The 20,093-nt window shown below is 69.9% G+C and carries 15 protein-coding genes; 6 read left to right on the forward strand and 9 right to left on the reverse strand.

Annotated elements, in window-relative coordinates; genetic code table 11:
- Positions 1-480: 480 nt before the first annotated feature.
- The 3 genes from ACFVYE_RS19180 to ACFVYE_RS19190 form a co-directional block, all read right to left on the reverse strand.
- Positions 481-924 (reverse strand): hypothetical protein, encoded by a 444-nt coding sequence (locus ACFVYE_RS19180; RefSeq protein WP_383962075.1) that lies wholly within the window; start codon positions 922-924, stop codon positions 481-483.
- A 2-nt stretch (positions 925-926) separates the two neighbouring features.
- A complete protein-coding gene (locus tag ACFVYE_RS19185) occupies positions 927-1,415 on the reverse strand; it encodes a MarR family winged helix-turn-helix transcriptional regulator (RefSeq protein WP_383962072.1) in 489 nt (162 codons plus the stop codon).
- A 276-nt stretch (positions 1,416-1,691) separates the two neighbouring features.
- On the reverse strand, positions 1,692-3,107 hold the full coding sequence (locus tag ACFVYE_RS19190) for a tetratricopeptide repeat protein (protein WP_389606524.1): 1,416 nt from the start codon (positions 3,105-3,107) through the stop codon (positions 1,692-1,694).
- A gap of 243 nt (positions 3,108-3,350) precedes the next feature.
- Here ACFVYE_RS19190 and ACFVYE_RS19195 point away from each other — a divergent pair, with 243 nt between their 5' ends.
- Positions 3,351-4,727 carry a M64 family metallopeptidase gene (locus tag ACFVYE_RS19195; RefSeq protein WP_383962067.1) on the forward strand — a complete coding sequence of 459 codons (1,377 nt, stop codon included), beginning with the start codon at positions 3,351-3,353 and terminating at the stop codon, positions 4,725-4,727.
- Between the two features lie 7 nt (positions 4,728-4,734).
- On the opposite strand, the gene ACFVYE_RS19200 is transcribed toward ACFVYE_RS19195, so the two are convergent.
- From ACFVYE_RS19200 to gndA, 3 genes are all read right to left on the reverse strand, one after another.
- Positions 4,735-5,532 carry a family 1 encapsulin nanocompartment shell protein gene (locus ACFVYE_RS19200; RefSeq protein WP_383962064.1) on the reverse strand — a complete coding sequence of 266 codons (798 nt, stop codon included), beginning with the start codon at positions 5,530-5,532 and terminating at the stop codon, positions 4,735-4,737.
- Positions 5,532-6,605, reverse strand: a complete 1,074-nt coding sequence (locus tag ACFVYE_RS19205; protein WP_389606527.1) for a Dyp-type peroxidase — start codon at positions 6,603-6,605, stop codon at positions 5,532-5,534. Before ACFVYE_RS19205 ends, ACFVYE_RS19200 begins: the two co-directional genes overlap by 1 nt.
- Positions 6,606-7,061: 456 nt before the next feature.
- Positions 7,062-8,504: an NADP-dependent phosphogluconate dehydrogenase gene (gene gndA, locus ACFVYE_RS19210; protein ID WP_389606529.1), complete on the reverse strand. Its 1,443-nt coding sequence runs from the start codon at positions 8,502-8,504 to the stop codon at positions 7,062-7,064.
- A 99-nt stretch (positions 8,505-8,603) separates the two neighbouring features.
- Here gndA and ACFVYE_RS19215 point away from each other — a divergent pair, with 99 nt between their 5' ends.
- Together ACFVYE_RS19215 and ACFVYE_RS19220 are read left to right on the forward strand one after the other, a co-directional pair.
- The gene (locus ACFVYE_RS19215; protein ID WP_383962052.1) at positions 8,604-8,870 is read left to right on the forward strand and encodes a hypothetical protein; all 267 of its coding nucleotides are present in this window, start codon (positions 8,604-8,606) and stop codon (positions 8,868-8,870) included.
- Positions 8,871-8,965: 95 nt separating this feature from the next.
- On the forward strand, positions 8,966-10,264 hold the full coding sequence (locus ACFVYE_RS19220) for a transglycosylase family protein (RefSeq protein WP_383962049.1): 1,299 nt from the start codon (positions 8,966-8,968) through the stop codon (positions 10,262-10,264).
- Here the strand turns inward: ACFVYE_RS19220 and ACFVYE_RS19225 are convergent.
- A complete protein-coding gene (locus tag ACFVYE_RS19225) occupies positions 10,234-11,463 on the reverse strand; it encodes a DMT family transporter (RefSeq protein WP_383962047.1) in 1,230 nt (409 codons plus the stop codon). The genes ACFVYE_RS19220 and ACFVYE_RS19225 overlap by 31 nt on opposite strands.
- A gap of 229 nt (positions 11,464-11,692) precedes the next feature.
- On the opposite strand from ACFVYE_RS19225, the gene ACFVYE_RS19230 reads away from it, so the two are divergent.
- The gene (locus ACFVYE_RS19230; protein ID WP_383962044.1) at positions 11,693-12,373 is read left to right on the forward strand and encodes a (2Fe-2S)-binding protein; all 681 of its coding nucleotides are present in this window, start codon (positions 11,693-11,695) and stop codon (positions 12,371-12,373) included.
- A 36-nt stretch (positions 12,374-12,409) separates the two neighbouring features.
- Here the strand turns inward: ACFVYE_RS19230 and ACFVYE_RS19235 are convergent, their stop codons facing one another.
- Positions 12,410-14,056, reverse strand: coding sequence for an APC family permease (locus ACFVYE_RS19235; protein WP_383962041.1), 1,647 nt, complete (start codon positions 14,054-14,056; stop codon positions 12,410-12,412).
- Positions 14,057-14,479: 423 nt separating this feature from the next.
- On the opposite strand from ACFVYE_RS19235, the gene ACFVYE_RS19240 reads away from it, so the two are divergent.
- Positions 14,480-17,083, forward strand: a complete 2,604-nt coding sequence (locus tag ACFVYE_RS19240) for a PA14 domain-containing protein (RefSeq protein ID WP_389606532.1) — start codon at positions 14,480-14,482, stop codon at positions 17,081-17,083.
- 130 nt (positions 17,084-17,213) lie between these two features.
- On the forward strand, positions 17,214-19,577 hold the full coding sequence (locus ACFVYE_RS19245; RefSeq protein ID WP_383979675.1) for a GH92 family glycosyl hydrolase: 2,364 nt from the start codon (positions 17,214-17,216) through the stop codon (positions 19,575-19,577).
- Between the two features lie 41 nt (positions 19,578-19,618).
- Here ACFVYE_RS19245 and ACFVYE_RS19250 read toward each other — a convergent pair whose 3' ends face one another.
- Entirely contained in the window at positions 19,619-20,074 is a 456-nt protein-coding gene (locus tag ACFVYE_RS19250) for an ATP-binding protein (RefSeq protein WP_383978844.1), read from the reverse strand.
- Positions 20,075-20,093: the final 19 nt, after the last annotated feature.

The following is a 20,093-nucleotide window of genomic DNA, read 5'->3' on the forward strand; positions in this document are numbered from 1 at the left end:
AGGCCCCAGTGCCGGCGCAGGCGTCCATGGCCGATGCGGTCACCCGTACGGCCACCCGGATCCCGGTGCTCTCCAGTCCCCCGGCCGGGCCTCGCCGCCGCGCGCTGACCTGCCGTTCGGGTCCCGGACCCGCGCGGATCATTCGGAACCTGTACGCATGGACTCACCAGGCGAGGGCAGCCGCTCCGGGGGACGGTGGAAGGAGATCCACCCTGAACCGCTCGGAGGCCCCCGATGACCAATCCGTACCCCGACCCCGTGCCACCTGCACCCACCCCGGGGCCGATGCCGGGGCCTCCGGCGCCGCTGCCGGAGCCGCCGCCCCCGCCGCCGGGCCCCGTCCCGCCCGGCCCGTCACCGGATCCGATTCCGCAGCCGCCCACACCCGAGCCCGCGCCGGCGCCGGAGCCGTCGCCCCGGTCGGCCGGATGACGGCTGCCCGGTGCGCCGTGCGGGCTCTGTTCTCGCGGACGGTATGCCTCAGGCCCCGGCCAGGACGGCGTTCGCCCGCGCGGTGACCTCGGTGAGTACGCGGCCTGCCACAGCCAGGTCCTCGGCCGGCAGACCCGCGTACAGCCGGGCCGTGATGTCCGCGATGCCGGTCCTGTGCGCATGCCGGCGGTCACGACCTGCGGGTGTGAGGCCGACGCGGGCTGTACTGCCCGGGATTTCCTCCAGCAGCCCTGCGGCGGACAGCTCGGCCACCGCCGCTTCGGCGACCTCTGCGTCGATCTTCAGCGTGCCGGTCATACGGTCGATGAGCCGGCCGCGCTCGATCGCCTCGCCGCTGTCCGCGATGACGTTCAGTGCCACCGACTGATGGAACGTGGTTCCGGTGGCCCCCAGCAGCCGTTCGAGAACGGCCCGGGTGGCGTAGTGGGCCTGGCCGATGACCTGGCCGTTGACGGTCGGTGTGACAGGCATGGCTACTCCTTGGTCGATCTGGTCGATGAAATCGGAACTGCGGGAATCGGTACGTCGAGAAGTGCTGTCAACATGCGGGTGAATGCCTCGGTGTCCGCACCGTCCAGGCCGCCCAGCGGGGCCAGTTGCCGGTCGAGGAGCTCTCGTACGACATCGACCGCGCGGAGCGTGACCGCGCGCCCCTCATCGGTCAGCGAGAGCTGGACGGCTCGGGTGTCGCCGGGATCGGTGGTGCGCTCGATGAGGCCGGCGGTCTCCAGGGTGCGGGCCAGCTTGGACACGTAGAGGGGTTCGAGCCCGGTGTGGTCCGCGAGCCGGCGCTGGCTGGGCCGCAGCCCCGACTGCTGCATCCCCAGCAGGGATCCGAGAAGTGAGTACTGCGCATGTGTCAGGCCCAGCGGCGCGATCGCCCGGTCCACGGCCACTCGCCACTTCATGGACAGGCGCCAGACCAGGAAGCCGGGGGTCGGTCCCTGAGGTGTGTTGCTCATGAAAGATAGAGTACATGGCTACTATATACATGGCTACTATTTACCGCCCACCGAATTGCGCACGTGGGAAGGCATCCGCACTCTGATCCTGATCAGCCCGTGCGTGAGCCCTCGGTGTCGGCTTCACCCACGAGCACCGCCGGGAGGCTGCCGCCCTGCGAAAGGCCGAGCCGTGGTTCGGTGCCGCGCGCGATGCCGGCGAAAGAGTCTGGATCGTCGAGGCGTTCCTCGCCCAGGGGTGTGGAGGGCAGGCGGTCCGACTCGGCCGGACCGAGCTCAGGCGGTGGGCGGCCGCACCGGCGCCGGTCCCAGCGTGGTGCTGCCGGGAGAGGTCCGGTGCCCGAGCCCGGTCCGGTAGGCGTCCATCGCCGCCTCGGTCCGGCCCAGGCGTCGTAGCAGATCGCCCAGGAGCCGGCAGATGTCCGCGAGATCACCTGCGGCGCCCGCCCGCTCCAGCAGGGCCAGCGCGGTGACGTAGTGCTCCTCGGCGGAATCGAGGTTGCCCTGTTCCTCGTGGATGAGGCCGAGCAGCCGGTGCGCGCCGCCGGCGTGGACCGATCCCCGGTCGGGGTGCAGTTCGCCCAGGAGCCGATGCAGCAACTCCTGGGCCTGGGACGCCTTGCCGCGCCGGCGCAGCACATCCGCCAGTTCCACCTCGACCTGCGCCGTGTACAGGGCGGCCCGTTTCGACGCCAGCATGTCGCGGGCGGCGCGCAGCTCGGTCTCGGCGCCTGACAGGTCGCCGTCCTGTGCGTGGACGTAGCCGCGCATCCAGTGGCAGTGTGCCAACTCCGTACGGATCTCCAGCTGTTGGTAGATCTCGGCCGCCTTGGCGAGGGAGGCGTCCGCTTCCGTGGTGCGGCCCGCTGCGATGAGCGTGCGCGCGACGCTCCGGTGCAGTCCGGCGACCAGCTCCGGATCGGACACCTGCGGTGCAAGAGCCAGTGCCAGCTCACCCGCCTGCGCGGCGCGGGCATGGGCACCCATGTCCATGTACGGCGCGATCGCGGCCGTGTACAGCAGCAGGAGTGCGCCGGGGTCCTGCAGACCGGAGGCGTTGAGCTCGTCGATGGCGCTTTCCAGCAGGTAGCAGGCGTAACGGAGTTCACCCGCCAGCAGATGGGCGACCGCCCGGCCGCGGACGGCCGGGGCGCGCCGGGGGAGCGGTGCGTCGGCGAGCAGCCTCTCCGCAGCCTCGAAGTGGCCGCGGGCCACGGGCAGATCGCCCGTCTCCAGTGCGCACTGGCCGAGCCCGAGCAGGGCTGCGGCGCGTTCGCTGTCGAGTCCGTGCCCCTCGGCCTCGGCGAGCAGCCGGGTGTAGGTGGCGGCGGCGTCCTCGGCGGCTCCGGTGGCCAGTGTCCGTTGGGCTTCGACGAGCTTCAGCCGCAGCTCGGTGGCGAGACGGGCGGGGCGTCCGGTCGCCAGTTCCTCGTACGTCACGCCGAGCCGGTCCGCGAGGTGGCGCACGGCCGCTTCCGACGGGCGGACCCGGCCCGCCTCCAGGGTGGAGATATAGGCGGGGGTGTAGGAGGGTTCGGCGAGCTGTCGCTGAGTCAGTCCGCGTTCGGCGCGCAGCCGTTGTACGCGCCGGCCGACGGTTCCGGGATCGTCGTAGCCCGGGCCGTGCGCGTCGCTCGGCTCGCGGTCGGAGCCCGCTCCGGTGCCTCGTCCCGTTGTGCGCTTCTCGTTCATCGCGCCGCCCCTTCTGCCTCGCACAGCCTCGAAATGCGGCCCATGCATCGTAAATGCCCGGATACGAGCCTCAACCACTCGGCCCCTGGGCCTTGTTCAGAGGCCCGCACCCTTCTAGGTTAAGCGTCACATTAATTCCACTTAACCAGCGAGTTACGTGCTGGTCGTGCCCCGGAAGTGCCCTAGAAACCGCAGGAGTTGTCCATGCGTATACGCCCCCACACGCGCCGAACAGCAGTATCGATGACGGGACTTGCTCTCGTCGGCCTCCTGGCGGCGACCGCCGCCTCCGCCCCCGCGTCAGCCACCCCCACGGGCACCGATGGTGGTCGGCGTGTCGAGGCCGAGTACTTCCCCGACCCCGGCGGCCCGGGCAGGACCGTGGAGGTCCCCGCCGCTTCCCCCGCGAAGAGGGCCGGAGCTGCCGTCGCCCCGCTGAGCCCCGCCGAGGCCGCACTCGACGGCACGGTGGGCGAGCAGGCCGTGACCGGTCCCACCGACGACCGCCTCGACGTCGTGATCATCGGCGACGGCTACACGGCCGGCCAGCAGGACGACTTCCACGCGGACGCCACCGCCAAGTGGGCCGACATCACCGGCCTGGAGCCGTACAAGAGCTACCAGGGTCTGTTCAATGTCTGGACCGTCGATGCCGTTTCCAACGAGTCCGGCGTCAGCGGAGACCCCGGAGCGGACACGGTCAAGGACACCGCACTCGGAAGCTACTTCTGGTGCTCGGACACCGAGCGGCTGATCTGCACCGACATCGACAAGGTGGCCGCCTACGCCGCCAAGGCCCCGGCCGCGGACCTCGTGGTCGTCATCGCCAACTCCACCAAGTACGGCGGCGCGGGCTACTCCGGACTCCAGGCCGAGGGCTACCCCTTCAACGGAGTCTCCACGCTCTCCTCCGACCACGCCGCGTCCAGCCTGATCGCCGCCCATGAGATCGGGCACTCGGTGGGCCTGCTCGACGACGAGTACACATACGAGGCGTACGGCACCTGGACCGGAGGCGAGCCGGGCGGAATCAACTCCACCACCTACACGCCCGCGCAACTCACCGAGAAACAGGCCAAGTGGTACCGCTGGCTGGGGCAGAGCGACCCGGCGGGCGGCACGGTCGGCACGTACGAGGGCAGCTCCTACTACCCGTTCGGCATCTACCGCCCGACCGCCTCATCGATCATGCGCGAGCTGAGCAACACCGAGTTCAACCTGCCGGGACGCGAGGCGATGATCGCCGGGTTCTACCGCGCGGGCAACGCACTGAGCAGCACCGTCGACACGGACGCCACCGTCGGACCCGGCCGCCGTATCGCGGTGACCCCGGCGGACCTCGGTACCGTCGGCGCCAAGCCCCGCACGCACGGGCGGCCCGATGCCGCCACCGGCCTCGCCAGGACCGATCTGCGCTGGTACGTCGACGGCGTCGAGAAGGTCGCCGCCCGGGGACGTACCTCCGTCACCCCGGCCTCGCTCGGAGTCCGCTCGGACGGTCGCAGCCACAAGGTGACCGCCGAGGCCGTGGACCGTACGGACGCCATCCGCGACCCCGCCGTCCGTGCCCTGGCCACCGACACCCTCACCTGGAGCGTCAGGCCGACCGGGCACCGGTAGCGGTTCCTCAGGCGATGATCGGGACGACGGCCTCGGGCGTCAGCATCCGGAAGGTGAACGACTGATGGAAGTAGAGCCGGATGCCGGCCGCGTCGTGGTCCTGATAGCCGATCGACAGATCCTGGCCCAGGCACAGTTCGAAGTCGCCGCCACGGGTGGAAAGAAGTACACCACCCGCGACGGCGGGCGCCCAGAGGATCTGGTCGTCGAGCAACCGGGCCAGATGGGTGGCCACCGGATATCCGTGGTCGGAGGTCTCGGTCGCCTCGGTGAAGGCGTCGGCACCGAGCAGCAGCCGGTACGGCCCGTCGACACCGGCCAGCCGCAGTTGAGTGAGCGCCTGGCTGATGGTGGCCGGGTAGTCGCGGGCGTCGGACGGCAGTGGCAGCGGTGAGTGCGAGGAGCCGTCCCGAAGTCCGGTGATGCCGGCCGACGCGTACCCGTCGATGATCGCCATGTCCTCGGCGAACGCACAGGTGCGGGCCGCGTCCTTGACGGGCTGCCAGTCGCTGTCGTCGGAACCGCGCTCGACGTCGTCCACGGCCGACCGGGTCACCGTGAACGGCACCCGCCAGTCGATGACGGGCACCGAGGTGCGGGCCCGGGCGATCACGTCCGGCGTGGGGGGATCGATGTCGCGCAGATGCCCGTCGCCGATGGCCGCCAGCTCGGGGCCGTCCGGGCCGGTCACGTCGACGACACGGCGGCCCGCCAGATGGCGGCTGAAGGTGCGCCGGGCCTCTTCTTCGATCTGGTCCCAGGCGGCTTCCGTAACAGGGGCGAGTTCGCGGTGGAGGTTGTTCATCACTGGGCGCTTTCTTGCAGGCTGCCGATGTGCAGCGAACCGTCGTCCGAACAGACCGGGGCCGGTGCCGATGCCACCACCGGCGCGGACGCCGGCTCCGGCAGGGCCTCGGTCGCGATCACTGCGGGCGACGGCGGCGGGGCGTCGAAGAAGTCGGCGCCGGGGACGTAGAAGAGCGTGCCGGTGACCGCCGTCGAGAAGTCGAGGATGCGGTCGTACGTGCCGGTCGGATTGCCGAGGAACATATTGCGGAGCATCTGTTCGGTCACGCCCGGGTCGGCGGCGTATCCGATGAAGTACGTGCCGAACTCGCCCTGTTCGAAGCTGCCGAACGGCATGTTGGCCCGCAGGATCTCGCGTTCCGTGCCGTCCGGGTCGGTGATCGTATTGAGGGCGACATGCGAGTCGGCGGGCTTGACGTCGTCGGGGAGCTCGATGTCGGCGAACTTCGTACGGCCGATGACCCGCTCCTGCGCCTCGGTGCTCAGCGTGTTCCAGGCCGCGAGGTCGTGCAGATACTTCTGCACGACGACATAACTGCCACCCGCGAACTCCGGATCCTCGGCGCCGACCAGGGCTGCCGACCGTGCACCCGCACCCACCGGGTTCTCGGTGCCGTCCACGAAGCCGAGCAGATCCCGGTGGTCGAAGTAGCGGAATCCCTGCGTCTCGTCGACGACCTTCACCGCGCCGCCGAGCCGGTCGAGGAACTGGGCCGCCCACTCGTAACACACGTCCATCCGCTCGGCCCGGATGTGGAGCAGCAGGTCCCCCGGAGTGGCGGGGGCGTGGTGGCGGGCACCGTGCAGTTCCTGGAACGGGTGGAGCCCCGCAGGTCGCGGCCCCGCGAACAGCCGGTCCCAGGCGTGGGAACCGAAGCCGATCACAGAGACCAGGTCGGTGCCCGGGAACCGGAATCCGATGGAGCGGGCGATCGCCGCCAGATCCGGCAGCACCTTGCGCACGGCGGCCTCACCACCGGGCTCGATCGTGGCGACCAGGATCAGGGCCGCGCTGGTCAGCGGCGTGACGACGGGCTGGGCCGCCACAGGTTCCGGCGTGGCGTCGGGCATACGGGGGCTCCATGGGGCGTCAGCGGTAGGGAACGGCAGCGGGCTCGCGGGTGCGGGGCGACAAGTGGGCCCGCTGCTACTTACGCACATGCAGGACGACGCCGCACCCCGGGTCACCCGACCGGGCGACTACGCGGATGGTCCTGTTCCCCGTGATTCCCGGGCACGCTTGCGGCGCTCACGCGGGGCGTCCGGCCGACGACCTGCCGGGCGGCCGTCGACTCATCCGGGCCGCGGGGTCAGCCGTCCACCACGACCGTCCGGTCCGGCGGGCCGTCCGCCAGGAGCGTCGCGATCGGCTCGGGCAGCCCGGCCGGCAGCAGCAGGTCCGTCGTCGCGGCCGGTTCCGCAGTGGTCCGCCGGCGGCGTCCCGGTCCGGGGTCACATGTGTCAGCCCGGTCTCCGGCAGCTCCCCCGCAGTCGTCGAGGGCGCGGAGCGCCCACCGGCGTCGCGTATCAGCCTGCTTCGACCTCCGACCGGTCGCCGCCCCAGAGCGTGTGGAAGGAGCCCTCGCGATCCGTACGCCGGTATGTGTGCGCGCCGAAGAAGTCGCGCTGTCCCTGGGTGAGCGCCGCGGGCAGCCGGTCCGCGCGCAGGCCGTCGTAGTACGAGAGCGCGGCTGCGAACCCCGGCGTCGGCACCCCCTGCCGTACCGCCTCGGCGACCACCGTGCGCCAGTCGTCCTGCGCCGCACCGATCTCCTCGGCGAACTGCTCGTCCGAGAGCAGGCTCAGCAGGTCGGGGCGGGTGCCGTAGGCCGCCCGGATCCGGTCCAGGAACGCGGCCCTGATGATGCACCCGGCCCGCCAGATCGCCGCCACCGCGCAGAGGTCGATGTTCCAGTCGTAGGCCTCGCTGCCCGCCCGGATCTGGTGGAACCCCTGCGTGTACGAGACGATCTTGGACGCGTACAGCGCCTGCTCCACCCGGTCGGCGAAGGCTGCGGCCGCTGTCTCGTCGAGCGCCTTGGGCGACGGGCCCGCCAGGCCCTGCGCCGCCTCGCGCAGATCCGCATGGCCGGACAGCGAGCGGGCGAAGACGGCCTCCGCGATACCGGAGACGGGCACCCCCAGATCCAGCGCGATCTGCACCGTCCAGCGGCCCGTGCCCTTCTGCTCCGCCCGGTCCTGCACGATGTCGACGAAGGGTTTTCCGGTGGCCGCGTCGGTGTGGGCGAGGACCTCCGCCGTGATCTCGATCAGATACGAGTCCAGGCGGCCGGTGTTCCAGCTGCGGAATGTCTCGGCGATCTTTGCCGGGGAGTAGCCCGCCACCGCACGCAGCAGGTCGTACGCCTCCGCGATCAGCTGCATGTCCGCGTACTCGATGCCGTTGTGGACCATTTTCACGAAGTGCCCGGCACCGTCGGGACCGATGTGGGTGGTGCACGGGGCGCCGTCCTTCGCCTTGGCGGCGATCTTCTCCAGCAGCGGCCCCAGCGATTCGTACGACTGGGTCGAGCCGCCCGGCATGATGCTCGGCCCGTTCAGCGCGCCCTCCTCGCCGCCCGAGATGCCGACGCCGACGAAGTGAATGCCGCGCTCGCGCAGTTCCTTCTCGCGGCGACGGGTGTCCTCGAAGTGTGCGTTGCCGCCGTCGATGATGACGTCGCCCTCTTCGAGGAGCGGGGCGAACTCCTGGATCACGGCGTCCGTCGGATCGCCCGCCTTCACCATGATGATCAGCCGGCGCGGACGTTCCAACGCCGCGACGAACTCCTCCGGCGTGTGTGCGGCGACGAAGGAACCCTCGTCGCCGAACTCCTCGACCAAGGCGTCCGTCTTCGCGGTCGTGCGGTTGTGCAGGGCGACCGTGAAGCCGTTGCGGGCGAAGTTGCGAGCGAGATTGCGGCCCATGACCGCGAGTCCTGTGACGCCGATCTGCGCAGTGCCGCTCATCTGTGTGCTCTGCAATCTGTGTGGGGGGATGCCGGGATCTTCAGTATGGATACGGGGCACGGGGACGGCCTGTTCAGCATGGGCCGTATGGACCAGCCCATGCCTGGAGGGCCTGGGCATCGCTCCGATGGAGATGCCCCGGTCGCCTTCGCCGACGCCTGCCGGTCGTTCGCGTGGGAGCGGCTCGGGCGGTACGAGGCGAGGCAGATGCGCATCGGCCCCGCCGTCGCCGCCCGGTCGTCCGCCTACCACCGCACCATCGAGACCACGGGCGCGATGCTGCGCGCCACGCCATCTGCGGGCGCGGTCGGTCTTCAACCGCGACGCCGCCCGCTGGGCAACTCTCCCCCGGAGAAGGCCGGATGACCCGTGAGCCGCCATCGCTCCCTTGTCATCGGCCTTTGTCTGCCCATAAGTTGGGCGCTTGCGACGTGTTCTACTGCCAGTGGGGGAGCCAAGTCATGGCTGCAAACGGACGGCACCGCAGATATCAGCCCAGCCGGCTCAACCGTGCCTCGCTCACGGTCACCGCCGGCGGTGCGGGCATCGCGCTCCCGCTCATCGCAGCCGCCTCGGCAGGCGCCGCCTCGACGGATGTCTGGGAGAAGGTGGCCGCCTGCGAGTCCACCGGCAACTGGCACATCAACAGTGGCAACGGCTACTTCGGTGGCCTTCAGTTCACCCGGTCGACATGGGCGGCCTACGGCGGCACGGTCTACGCTCCGCGCGCCGACCTGGCCACCAAGGACCAGCAGATAGCCATCGCCGAGAAGGTGCTCGAAGGGCAGGGACCCGGCGCCTGGCCGGGCTGCTCGACACGGGCGGGGCTGACCAGTGGCGGGGAAGCCCCCGGCATCGACCCTCAGTCGGAGCGGACCAGCCACTTACAGGCGCCCGGGAAGGCTGCCGCCGGGAAGCCGGAGACGAAGCGGACGTCGTCCACGCCCGCCAAGCCGACCACTGTGCCCGGCAAACGCGAGTCGTACACCGTGACCAGTGGTGACTCGCTCTCCGCGATCGCGGCGAGCGAGCATGTCCGGGGCGGCTGGCAGCACCTGTACGCGGCGAACCGCACGGTCGTGGGGGACGATCCGGATCTCATCTTTCCCGGACAGCGCCTGAGCCTCGATGTGGCCCAGGCACCGAAGGCGGGTTCCAGGACGGGCTCGACACCGGCCGCGCGGCCGAAGACCGCACCGAACCAGAAGGCGAAGCCGCAGCACCGGACCACCGAGCCGAAGCAGCAGCCGGCCACGTCGCATCACCAAGCCGCGAAGCCGCAGCACCGGACCGCCAAGCCGAAGCAACACCCGAAGAAGGCCGAGAGCCACCAGCCGCAGCAGGCGGAGAAGCACTCCGACGGTCTCGTCGCGCCGATTGCGGCAGGTATCGGTACCCCGTACCACCAGGCCGGGTCCTGGGCCAGTGGCTATCACACCGGTGTCGACTTCCCCGTCCCGACCGGCACTTCGGTGAAGGCGGTCGGTTCCGGCACGGTCGTCTCGGCGGGCTGGGCGGGGGCGTACGGCTACCAGATCGTCATCCGGCACAGCGACGGCAAGTACAGCCAGTACGCGCATCTGTCCGCGCTTCATGTGCGTGAGGGCCGGCATGTCTCCGCAGGCCAGCGGATTGCGCGCTCGGGCTCCACCGGGAACGTCACCGGGCCGCACCTGCACTTCGAGATCCGTACCGGCCCCGGTTACGGCTCGGACATCGACCCGCTGGCCTACCTCAGGGCGGGCGGCGTCAGCGTCTGAACGACCGGCTGGGGCCCGGCTGGGTCAGCGGGGCCGGCAGGCCCCGCGGACACCCCGCCCCGCCGTGCTGCGGTGCCGGTGTGCGACGACCGCCCGGGTCCGAACTCCACCTGCCCGAGGCGACGCTCCAGCGGCATCATCAGCGGCATCACGGGGGCTGCCGAGAACGTTTCCGCGATGGTCTCGACGGCCGCGGCGGGCGTCGGCGGTGCGGGCTCGGGAAGAACGACGACCGTCTGCGTCTCAGCCGGCCTGGCCAGATCCATCGCCGGTTCCGCAATACCACCGGCGCCGGGCTCCGCGTCCGCCCCGTCCCCCAGAGCGTCCGGGTACTGACTCCCGGCCGGCCGCCGGGCGCGCTGCTCCGCGCCCAGCCGCTCCGTCGTGAGAAGTATCAGCCCGCCCGCGGCGACCACCCCGCAGGCCAGCGCGAGCATGGTGCCCGCCGTGCCGTGCCGGAACTGCTCATCGAACATGGTGATGCCGACAGCCGCGGCTATCACCGGGTTCACCACGGTCACCGTGGCCAGCGGCGCGGTCAGCCCGGCGCCCCGGTACGCGGCCTGGGAGAGCAGCAGCCCGGCGGCCGCGAACGTGCCTATCGCCAGCAGCGCCGGCATTCCGGCCCCTGCCGAACCGGAGGTCCACTGCACGGCCACGGTCTTCGTGAACACCGAGGCGATACCGAAAGCGACGCCCGCCGCCCCGGCCAGGATCACACTCCGTACCACAGGCCGGTGCAAGCCCTTGGAGACAAGGAAGAGCGCTGCGACCGCACCGAGCGTCACACCGGCGAGCGTCAGCTGATCCGGGCCGCTCAGGGTGTGCGACTCGGCATTCCCGGTGAGCGCGAGCAGGCCCGCCAGACCGACGGTCGCCATGATCGCGCCGCGCCATGCGACGGCACCTGCCCGGCGGCGTACGAAGAGTGCCGCCATCGGCAGGGCGAAGACGATGGTCAGTGCACCGAGCGGCTGGACGAGGCTGAGCGGACCGTAGGCCAGCGCCACGACATGCAGCACCGCGCCCACGCCGTTCATTGCCACGGCCGCCCACCAGACACGGTTTCGCAAGGGCGCGAGCGAGCGGCCGTCTCCAGCCGTGGCCACGCGCTCCTGGACGATCGCCCCGGCCGCATAGGCGACCGCGGAGACCAGTGACAGAAGCACGGACAGCGCAAGGGAACTCATGTACACCACGATGTCCCTCCAAAGCCGCTGCGTCGTCGTCCCTGAGGCGGCAATCCTGCGTACTGCTTTGGTAGTACGTGACTACTCCCAGTGTCCTCCTCCCGGCGGTAGTCCTCCCACCGGAGGGGCCCGGAGCGATCACCCCGAGGGGTTACGGTGAACGGCGGGTCGCGGTACTCCGGGTGCCCTGCCCGTGATGTCACCAGTGGCGGCCGGGGAGCCGAGAGGGAGCAGCACGATGGACGAGCCGGCAGCGGCCTCTGTGGGCGGATTCTTCACATTGCGTGCCGCTTCACCGTCCGACGGGGCGCACCGCCCGCTGGCACTGTTGTACGCGGGGGAGTCCGCACCGCTCACGGCCCGTATCGACACGGTCGCCGCCCGGCTACGTACCTCTGAACGCAGAGTCGCCGCCTCCGTCGCGCACCTGGGGCTGGCCTCCCGCCTCTGGTCGATCGCACTCGGCCCGGCGGCCCTGACCGGCCGTTTCCCCGATCTTTCGCCCGATGCCCTGCACTGGGACCCACAGCACACCGCCCCCGACGACCTGTGGCTGAGCACCGCCGAATCGCTGCCCGCTACCGCCGCCCGGATTCGGGAAGCCGTGCAGTACGCCCATCTCGTCCCCCTCGCCGAGGCGATCCACCGCGACGGCCCCCTGTCGAACGGGCTGCTGTGGGGCAACGCGGGGTCGGCGCTGGCGGGGGCCCTGCGTCAATTGGTCACCTGGGCCCGCACCCACCGCCGCCCCGACGTGTCAGGCCGGGCCCGCGCCCTGGTCGCCGAACTCTTCGACCACCCGGACCTCCGGAACACCGGCGCCCCGCACGACCCGGCGTTCCGCCGGCGAAGTTGCTGCCTGTACTACCGCTGCCCGGCCGGCGGTCTGTGCGGCGACTGCGTCTTCGAGAACGTCTGACACCCGGACGCCGCCGGAGCCGGGCGCGAGGCCGGGTCACCCGTCGGGCACCACCTCGACGGAGCCGATGTACTCCTGGGTCTCCTCGTCGGGCAGCCGCACGGCCTGGGCCCAGAAGTAGATCACCAGGCTGAACGCGGCGATGAGCACGATGTCCCACCACAGCGGCACGGCATCGGTCGCACCGCAGGACGCCGACGACGCCGGGCCGGTGCTGCAGAAGCCGCCCTGCCAGGAGATCAGCCCCATGCCCACGAGGTACACCGGCAGCCACTGCGCGGACCGCCAGTCCATGTGCGGAACCTTTGGGTTGAGCTTGAGCAGCGTGGAGCCGCCCAGCAGCAGATAGCCGAGCACGATGGCCACACCGAGCCGCCACAGGGTGTCCCAGCCCGCCCAGTAGATGATCAGGTTCGAGACGATGAAGGCCACGGGCGCCCAGAACATCCCGCCGGGCAGCCGGTACGGGCGAGGCCGGTCCGGGTCCTGCTTGCGCAGGCACCCGAAGGCGAGTGGTGCCCCCGCGTACATCAGCACACTCGCGGACGTGACGAAGCCGACCAGCTTCTGCCACGTGGGGAACGGCAGGAACACGATGAGGCCGACCACGAACGCGAAGAGCAGGCCGAACCACGGGACGCCGCGCTCGGTGGTGCGCTCGAAGACCGCGGGGACGTAGCCGTTGCGGGACAGGCCGTAGGAGACCCGAGAGGTGGCGGTGGTGTAGATCAGGCCCGTGCCGGACGGTGACACGACCGCGTCGATGTACAACAGCGTGGCGAGCCAGCCGAGTCCGACGGAGGTGGCGAGCCCGGCGAACGGGCCCGCCTTTCCGCTGAAGGAGAGATCGGCCCAGCCGTGGGCGAACGCGCTGTGCGGCAGGGCGGCGATGAAGACGATCTGAAGCGCCACATAGACGAGGACGCCGATGAGGATGGAGCCGATCACCGCCCGCGGGATGTCCCTGGCCGGGTTACGGCTCTCGCCCGCGAGCTGGTCGGCCTGCTCGAAGCCGAGGAGCGCGAAGATGATGCCGCTGGTGCTGATGGCGGAGAGCACGCCCCTGGCGCCGAAGGGGGCGAAGCCCTGGTAGCCGAAGTTGCCGCTGTGAAAGGTGGTGGCGGCCAGCACGATGATGGTGAAGACGGGGACGGCTACTTTCCACCACGTCGCCACGCTGTTGGTGTGGGCGAGCCATTTGATGCCGAGGAAGTTGACGACGACGAAGAACGCCATGAACGCGACAGCCAGGCCGTACCCCGCGGGTGTCAGATGATTCTTGCCGGTCTGCACCCAGGGGGCGTGGACGCTGAGATAGTTCAGCGACGCCATGACCTCGATCGGCGCCACGCTGACAGCCTGCAGCCACGAGAACCATCCGAAGGACGCACCGGCGGCGCTGCCGAAGGCATAGTGCGGGAAGCGGGCGGTGCCGCCCGCCACCGGGTACATGGCCCCCAGTTCGGCGTGGACGAACGCCAGCACAATGATGGCGAGTGCCCCGATTCCCCAGGAAATGAGCGCCGCCGTGCCGGCTGCCTGCGCGGCGAACAGGGCGCCGAACAGCCAGCCGGACCCGATGATGGACCCCTCCGAGGTCCAGATGAGACCGATCAGCCCGATTTCCCGCTTGAGGCCCGGATTCGTGGGCGCGGTGGGTGCGACCGGCTTGGACATCCGCATGCTGCATGTGCCCCTTGTTCCGGTGGGGATGAGGCGTGGGGTGTAGGTCTGCGTCCGAGGGGGACCTCAACAGGATGCCCCGATTTTCGTGAATCGTTCCCGGAGCACGCGGAAGTTGCGCCAGTCGGTTCGCACCCGCGGTCGTCGCCCGGTGGTGGATCCGAGCACCGGTGCAGGACCGTTTGCGGAGGGGAATTCGGACGCCTGAACCAGCTCGGGGCCAGGACGCGCCAAGGGCCGGCGCGGCGGCCGGTCCGGTGGGTGCGGTGTCTGTGGATCTCGGCGGGAGGGGAGGGCCTTTCGGGGTTTGTCATGCACCTGGACAGCGGAACGGGTGTCGTGCTGTCATGCCAACTGCCATTCCTTCCAACGTTGTACATCCTGTTGCAACGAGCCGCCACCCTTCCTCAGCAAGGAGGATCCGTGCGCATCAGAAAGAAACTGGTTCTACTTCTCGCCGCCGTTCTCGGTACCGCCGGTCTGTCCGCCGTGCCCGCCGCTTCGGCCGCCCCGGACCCCGGGAACGCCGGCGAAGTGCATGGTCTGAAGGGCGAGTACTACACCCAGTCCGCCCCCGGTGCCTTCGACTTCGGGCAGCTCAAGGCCACCGGATTCGACCCGGCCATCGACTTCCCGACTCTCGAGTCCCGGCTGAGCTCGGCCACTGGGCAGGCCGACGACGCCAGCATCCGGTGGACCGGGAAGATCGTGCCGGAGAAGACCGGTTCCCATGTCTTCTCGATGATCGGGGACAACGGGTTCCGTCTCTGGATCGACGGAAAGCCGGTCATCGACCACTGGGTCGACGACTGGGAGAAGGAACAGACCTCGCAGCCGGTCGAGTTGACCGCGGGCAAGGCCTACGACTTCAAGGTCGAGTACTTCGAACACTTCGGCGGGTCCAACCTGCACCTCAAGTGGACCGAGCCCGGTGGCACCAAGGAGCCCGTGCCGCAGTCCGCCTTCCGGCTGCCGGACGACTTCGCCTACGACGGGGCCATCGGTGCCACCGTCCTCGCCGACGGCCGCACTCTCAAGCTGGACTTCGCCCAGAAGCTCGCGGCCCTGCCCGACGGACTCACCAACCACCTCGACGCCGTCATCGGCGGTGCGACGTGGCCGCTGGGGGCCATCAAGGCCGACCCCGCCGATCCGCGCAGCCTCACTGTCGCGCTCAAGGAACCGGTCGTCGGGAACAAGGCCGGCGACGCCAACGGACTGGCCGATGTCCGTTACGACGGTCAGGGCGGGCTGGCCGGCCAGGACGGGAAGGCCGTCGGGTCCTTCTGGTCCAGCGGGCCCAACCGCTCCACGTACGAGCTTCGTACGAAGTGGGCCGATGAGGTGGGCCCGCGCAACGCGCTGCCCGAGTACCCGCGCCCCCAGCTCACCCGTGACAACTGGCAGAACCTCAACGGCTCCTGGGAGTTCGCCGCGGCGAAGGCGGGGGAGCAGCCCCCGGTCGGCAAGAAGCTCGGTGAGAAGATCCTCGTTCCGTATCCGGTCGAGTCGCAGCTCTCCGGGGTCGAGCGGCACGAGGACCGGATGTGGTACCGCCGCACCTTCACCGTCCCCAAGGACTGGAAGGTCGGATCCGGCAAGCATCTGCGGCTGAACTTCGGGGCCGTCGACTGGCAGTCCGAGGTTTACGTCAACGGCAAGAAAGTCGTTGAACACAAGGGCGGCTACGACAAGTTCAGTGCCGATGTCACCGATGCTCTGAAGCCGGGGCGGACGCAGGAGCTGATCGTCGGCGTCTACGACCCGACCGACGCAGCCGACGGCGAGAACCCGCCGATGGGCAAGCAGCGCCTCGACCCGAGCGGCATCTGGTACACCCCGTCGTCCGGGATCTGGCAGACCGTGTGGATGGAGCCGGTCGCCGCAGACCACGTCGACTCGCTGAAGCTCACCCCCGATGTCAAGGGTGAGAAGGTCGCCGTCGAGGTTCAGGGGGTACGGGACGGGGTGCCGGTCACGGCGACCGCGTACGACGGGAAGCGCAAGGTCGGCACCGTGACCGGCCGCACCGGTTCGGCGCTGGACCTGCGTGTTCCGCACCCGCGCCTGTGGTCCGCGAACGACCCGCACCTCTACCGGTTGAAGGTCTCCGTCGGCTCCGACCGGGTCGGCAGTTACTTCGGGATGCGGTCCATCGCCGTGGAGAAGGTGAACGGCACCCCGCGCACCGTTCTCAACGGCAAGCCGGTCTTCATGATGGCCACCCTCGACCAGGGCTTCTGGCCCGACGGGCTGCACACCGCGCCCACCGACGAGGCACTCGCGTCCGACCTGAAGATGCACAAGGCCATGGGGTTCAACTCCGTGCGCAAGCACATCAAGGTGGAGCCCGACCGGTGGTTCTACTGGGCGGACAAGCTGGGCCTGCTGGTCTGGCAGGACATGCCGGCGATGAACACCGTCAACCCGTCCGCCGCCGCCCGCGCCGAGTACGAGCACGAGATGAAGGAGATGATCGACGAACACTACAACCACCCGTCCGTCGTCATGTGGGTCACGTTCAACGAGGGCTGGGGCCAGTACGACGAGGCCCGCATCGCCGACCAGGCGAAGTCCTGGGACCCGACCCGGCTGGTCAACAGCATGTCGGGCATCAACCTGGGCGTCGACGGAGGCACCGGGGACATCATCGACGAGCACGGCTATCCGAGCCCGGCCCTGCCCGCACCGGACGGGCAACGCGCCCTGGTCAGCGGCGAGTACGGCGGACTCGGCCTGGCGGTGCCGGGCCACGCCTGGGCCGTGCAGCAGTCGTACATCGCGGTCGACCAGTCGACCTACACCGATGACTACCTCGCCAAGCTGGACGAGGTGCGGGCGCTCGCCTGCAAGGGCGGCAACGGCGCCGTCTACACCCAGATCTCCGACGTGGAGGGCGAGTTGAACGGACTCCTCACCTACGACCGGCGGATCGTCAAGCCCGACGTCAAGCGGGTCGAGGCGGCGCAGGACGCGCTCGTCCGCGATGCGTCCGACCCCGTTGTCGCGGGGTGCCCGTCGGCCTGACCGCTGACGGCACTCCGGCCCGCCCCTCCCCGGGCGGGCCGGAGTGTTCGTGTCCGAACCCTTGACGTGGATCACCGGGGAACCAAGAATGATCGCGCTCTGACAACGTTGTCCAAGGAGGAGTACACCCATGTACCGGACCTCACGGCCGCGACTTTGCGGCCCGGCGGCCGCACTCGCCGCCGTCGCGCTCCTCGGCGGTGTCCTCACCACCGGGGCCACGGCCCAGGCCGCGCCCCGTGCCGACGGACAACTGACCGATCTGGTCAACTCGTTCATCGGGACCCAGAACGAGGGCAACACCTACCCCGGAGCCTCCGTGCCGTTCGGCATGGTGCAGCTCTCCCCGGACACCGGCCACAACACCGGCTACGACTACGGCGAGAACCACATACGCGGCTTCTCCGCCATCCATCTCTCCGGTGTCGGCTGCGGCCTGGGCGGCGATCTGCCGACCCTGCCCACCACCGGAGACGTCACGCAGACCGACTACGCCAAGTACGCGGCGGAGTTCAGCCACGACGACGAGAAGGCGAGCCCCGGCTACTACAAGGTCGGGCTGAAGACCGGGATCGACGCCGAGCTCACCGCGAGCAAGCGCACCGGCGTACAGCGCTACACGTTCCCGGCCACCGACAAGGCCAACGTCCTGCTCAACGCGGGCCAGTCGCTGCACCGGACGCTCTCGTCCTCGGTGGAGATCCTCGACAACCGCACCGTACGGACCGCGATCACCGGCAGTGGCTTCTGCCAGGACACCAAGCCGTACACCGTTTACACGATCACCCACTTCGATCGCCCGTTCACCACATCCGGTACCTGGAACGGCGACACCGTCGCCGAGGGCTCCAAGAAGTCCTCGGCCACCGACGCCCGCAACGGTGCCTGGCTGCGCTTCGACACCACCAAGGACCGCACCGTCGAGGCCACCACCGCGCTGAGTTACGTCGACGCCGAGGGGGCCGCTCTCAACCTCCGTGCCGAGGGCGGCCGCAGCTTCGACCGGGTCGAGCACGCCGCTCAGCAGGCATGGGAGGAGCGGCTCGAAGGCGTGAAGGCGCAGGGCGGCAGCGACCAGCTCCGCCGCACCTTCTACTCCTCCCTGTACCGGTCCTTCCTCGCTCCCAACGTCGGCAGCGACGTCGACGGCCGCTACACCGGCTGGGACCAGAAGATCCACCGTGCTGTTGCTTCCGACGGAGCTTTCACCTACTACCAGAACTGGTCGCTCTGGGACACCTACCGCACCCAGGCCCAGCTCCTCTCGCTGCTCGCCCCGCGCGAATCGCGCGACATGGCGATCTCGGTCCTGCGCATCGACGCGGAGAGCGGCTGGCTCCCCAAGTGGGGCTACGGCACGGTCGAGACGAACATCATGACCGGCGACCCCGTCACCCCGTTCCTCACCAACGCCTACCAGCAGGGACTGCTGAAGGGCTACGAGGAGGAGGCGTTCCGCGCCCTGAAGAAGAATGCCGACGGCGTCCCGCCCGCCGAATCCGCCCCCGTCGGCCGGGAAGCCAACGCGCAGTATCTGAAGGACGGATTCGCCCCGTACATCAAGGACCGTCAGCACGCCAAGCCCGGCGACTCGGACTTCGACCACGGCGCGTCCGCCACCTTGGAGTACGCCCTCTCCGACGCGATGCTCGGCGAGATGGCCCGCGATCTCGGCCACGACGCCGATGCGAAGCGGTACGAGGACCGAGCCCAGAACTACCGGAAGATCTTCGACCCGTCGACCGGCTTCTTCCGCGCCCGCGACGCGGCCGGGGCCTTCACCGGACCCGCCGACCCGGCCCAGAGCGAGGGCTTCCACGAGGGCACGTCCTGGCAGTACCAGTGGCTCGTACCGCAGGACCTGCCCGGCATGGTCGGACTGATCGGCGGGAAGGACGCCGCCAACCAGCGGCTCGACTCCTTCTTCGCGTACGACAAGCTGCTCGCCGACCCGGCGAAGACCGCCCGTGAGGTCTGGGTCAATGGCCCGTACGCGTACTACAACGCAGACAAGTACAACCCGCAGAACGAGCCCGACCTCATCGCCCCGTACACCTATCTCTCCACGGGCCAGCCGTGGAAGACCACCGATGTGGTGCACGCGGCCCTGACCCTGTTCACCGACGCCCCGACCGGCATGACGGGGAACGACGACCTCGGCACCATGTCCGCATGGATGGTGCTGTCCTCCATCGGTGTCTTCCCGGTCCAGCCGGGCACCGACACCTGGGGTCTGTCCACGCCCGCCTTCGAGCGCGTCGACATCGAGCTCGACCGTCGCTACTACCCGCGCGGATCGCTCACGGTCAGCGCACCCGGCACCTCGGACACCGACCGCTACATCCAGTCGGCCCGGCTCGACGGGACCGCGCAGTCCCGCACCTACCTCACCACCGACGACATCCGCTCGACCCGTTCGCTCTCCTTCACGGTGGGCAGCGAGCCTTCGGACTGGGGTACTTCTGCCGCGGACGCCCCGCCCGCACTGGGCTGACCGTGGTCGTGGGGCGGGCGGCGTCCCGCCCGCCCCACAGCTCAGCTGCTCAGCTCGAACTCGGCCCGGATGCGCTTGCCCACCGGCACGCGCTCGGCGGTCAGCCGGTCGCACAGCGCCACCACGATCTCCATGCCGTGGCCGCCGGGGCGCGTCGGGTCGGGTGAGTAGAACAGCGGCAAGGCCGTGCTGCTGTCGTACACCGTGACGCTGATGCGCTCCGCGGTGCCCTCCAGCTCCAGCAGATACGGGCCCTGGCTGTAGCGGTCCGCATTGGTGACCAGCTCGCTCACGGCCAGCATGAGATCGCTGCGGGTGTGCTCGCCGAACACCGCGAGCCACTCCGCGGCCAGCCGGACCAGAAAGCGGTCGGCCAGTGCCCGCGCCTGCGCGATGCAGCCGGGCTCGCCGTCGAACACCTCGGCGCTGTGCAGGACGTCCGTGAGCCGCTCTCCGCAGGGGCGGCCGGCCGGTCGCGAGGTGACCTGTTCGTTCATGTGCTCCAGCCAGGGCGAC

Origin of the sequence: Streptomyces sp. NPDC058239 (assembly GCF_042882185.1) — a bacterium.
Lineage (GTDB): Bacteria > Actinomycetota > Actinomycetes > Streptomycetales > Streptomycetaceae > Streptomyces.

Bases quoted from the DNA above. Each gene is read 5' to 3' on its own strand.
- ACFVYE_RS19180 (WP_383962075.1), bottom strand. From the start codon at position 924: ATGCCTGTCACACCGACCGTCAACGGCCAGGTCATCGGCCAGGCCCAC.
- ACFVYE_RS19185 (WP_383962072.1), bottom strand. From the start codon at position 1,415: ATGAGCAACACACCTCAGGGACCGACCCCCGGCTTCCTGGTCTGGCGC.
- ACFVYE_RS19190 (WP_389606524.1), bottom strand. From the start codon at position 3,107: ATGAACGAGAAGCGCACAACGGGACGAGGCACCGGAGCGGGCTCCGAC.
- ACFVYE_RS19195 (WP_383962067.1), top strand. From the start codon at position 3,351: ATGACGGGACTTGCTCTCGTCGGCCTCCTGGCGGCGACCGCCGCCTCC.
- ACFVYE_RS19200 (WP_383962064.1), bottom strand. From the start codon at position 5,532: ATGAACAACCTCCACCGCGAACTCGCCCCTGTTACGGAAGCCGCCTGG.
- ACFVYE_RS19205 (WP_389606527.1), bottom strand. From the start codon at position 6,605: ATGCCCGACGCCACGCCGGAACCTGTGGCGGCCCAGCCCGTCGTCACG.
- gndA (WP_389606529.1), bottom strand. From the start codon at position 8,504: ATGAGCGGCACTGCGCAGATCGGCGTCACAGGACTCGCGGTCATGGGC.
- ACFVYE_RS19215 (WP_383962052.1), top strand. From the start codon at position 8,604: ATGCCTGGAGGGCCTGGGCATCGCTCCGATGGAGATGCCCCGGTCGCC.
- ACFVYE_RS19220 (WP_383962049.1), top strand. From the start codon at position 8,966: ATGGCTGCAAACGGACGGCACCGCAGATATCAGCCCAGCCGGCTCAAC.
- ACFVYE_RS19230 (WP_383962044.1), top strand. From the start codon at position 11,693: ATGGACGAGCCGGCAGCGGCCTCTGTGGGCGGATTCTTCACATTGCGT.
- ACFVYE_RS19235 (WP_383962041.1), bottom strand. From the start codon at position 14,056: ATGCGGATGTCCAAGCCGGTCGCACCCACCGCGCCCACGAATCCGGGC.
- ACFVYE_RS19245 (WP_383979675.1), top strand. From the start codon at position 17,214: ATGTACCGGACCTCACGGCCGCGACTTTGCGGCCCGGCGGCCGCACTC.
- ACFVYE_RS19250 (WP_383978844.1), bottom strand. From the start codon at position 20,074: ATGAACGAACAGGTCACCTCGCGACCGGCCGGCCGCCCCTGCGGAGAG.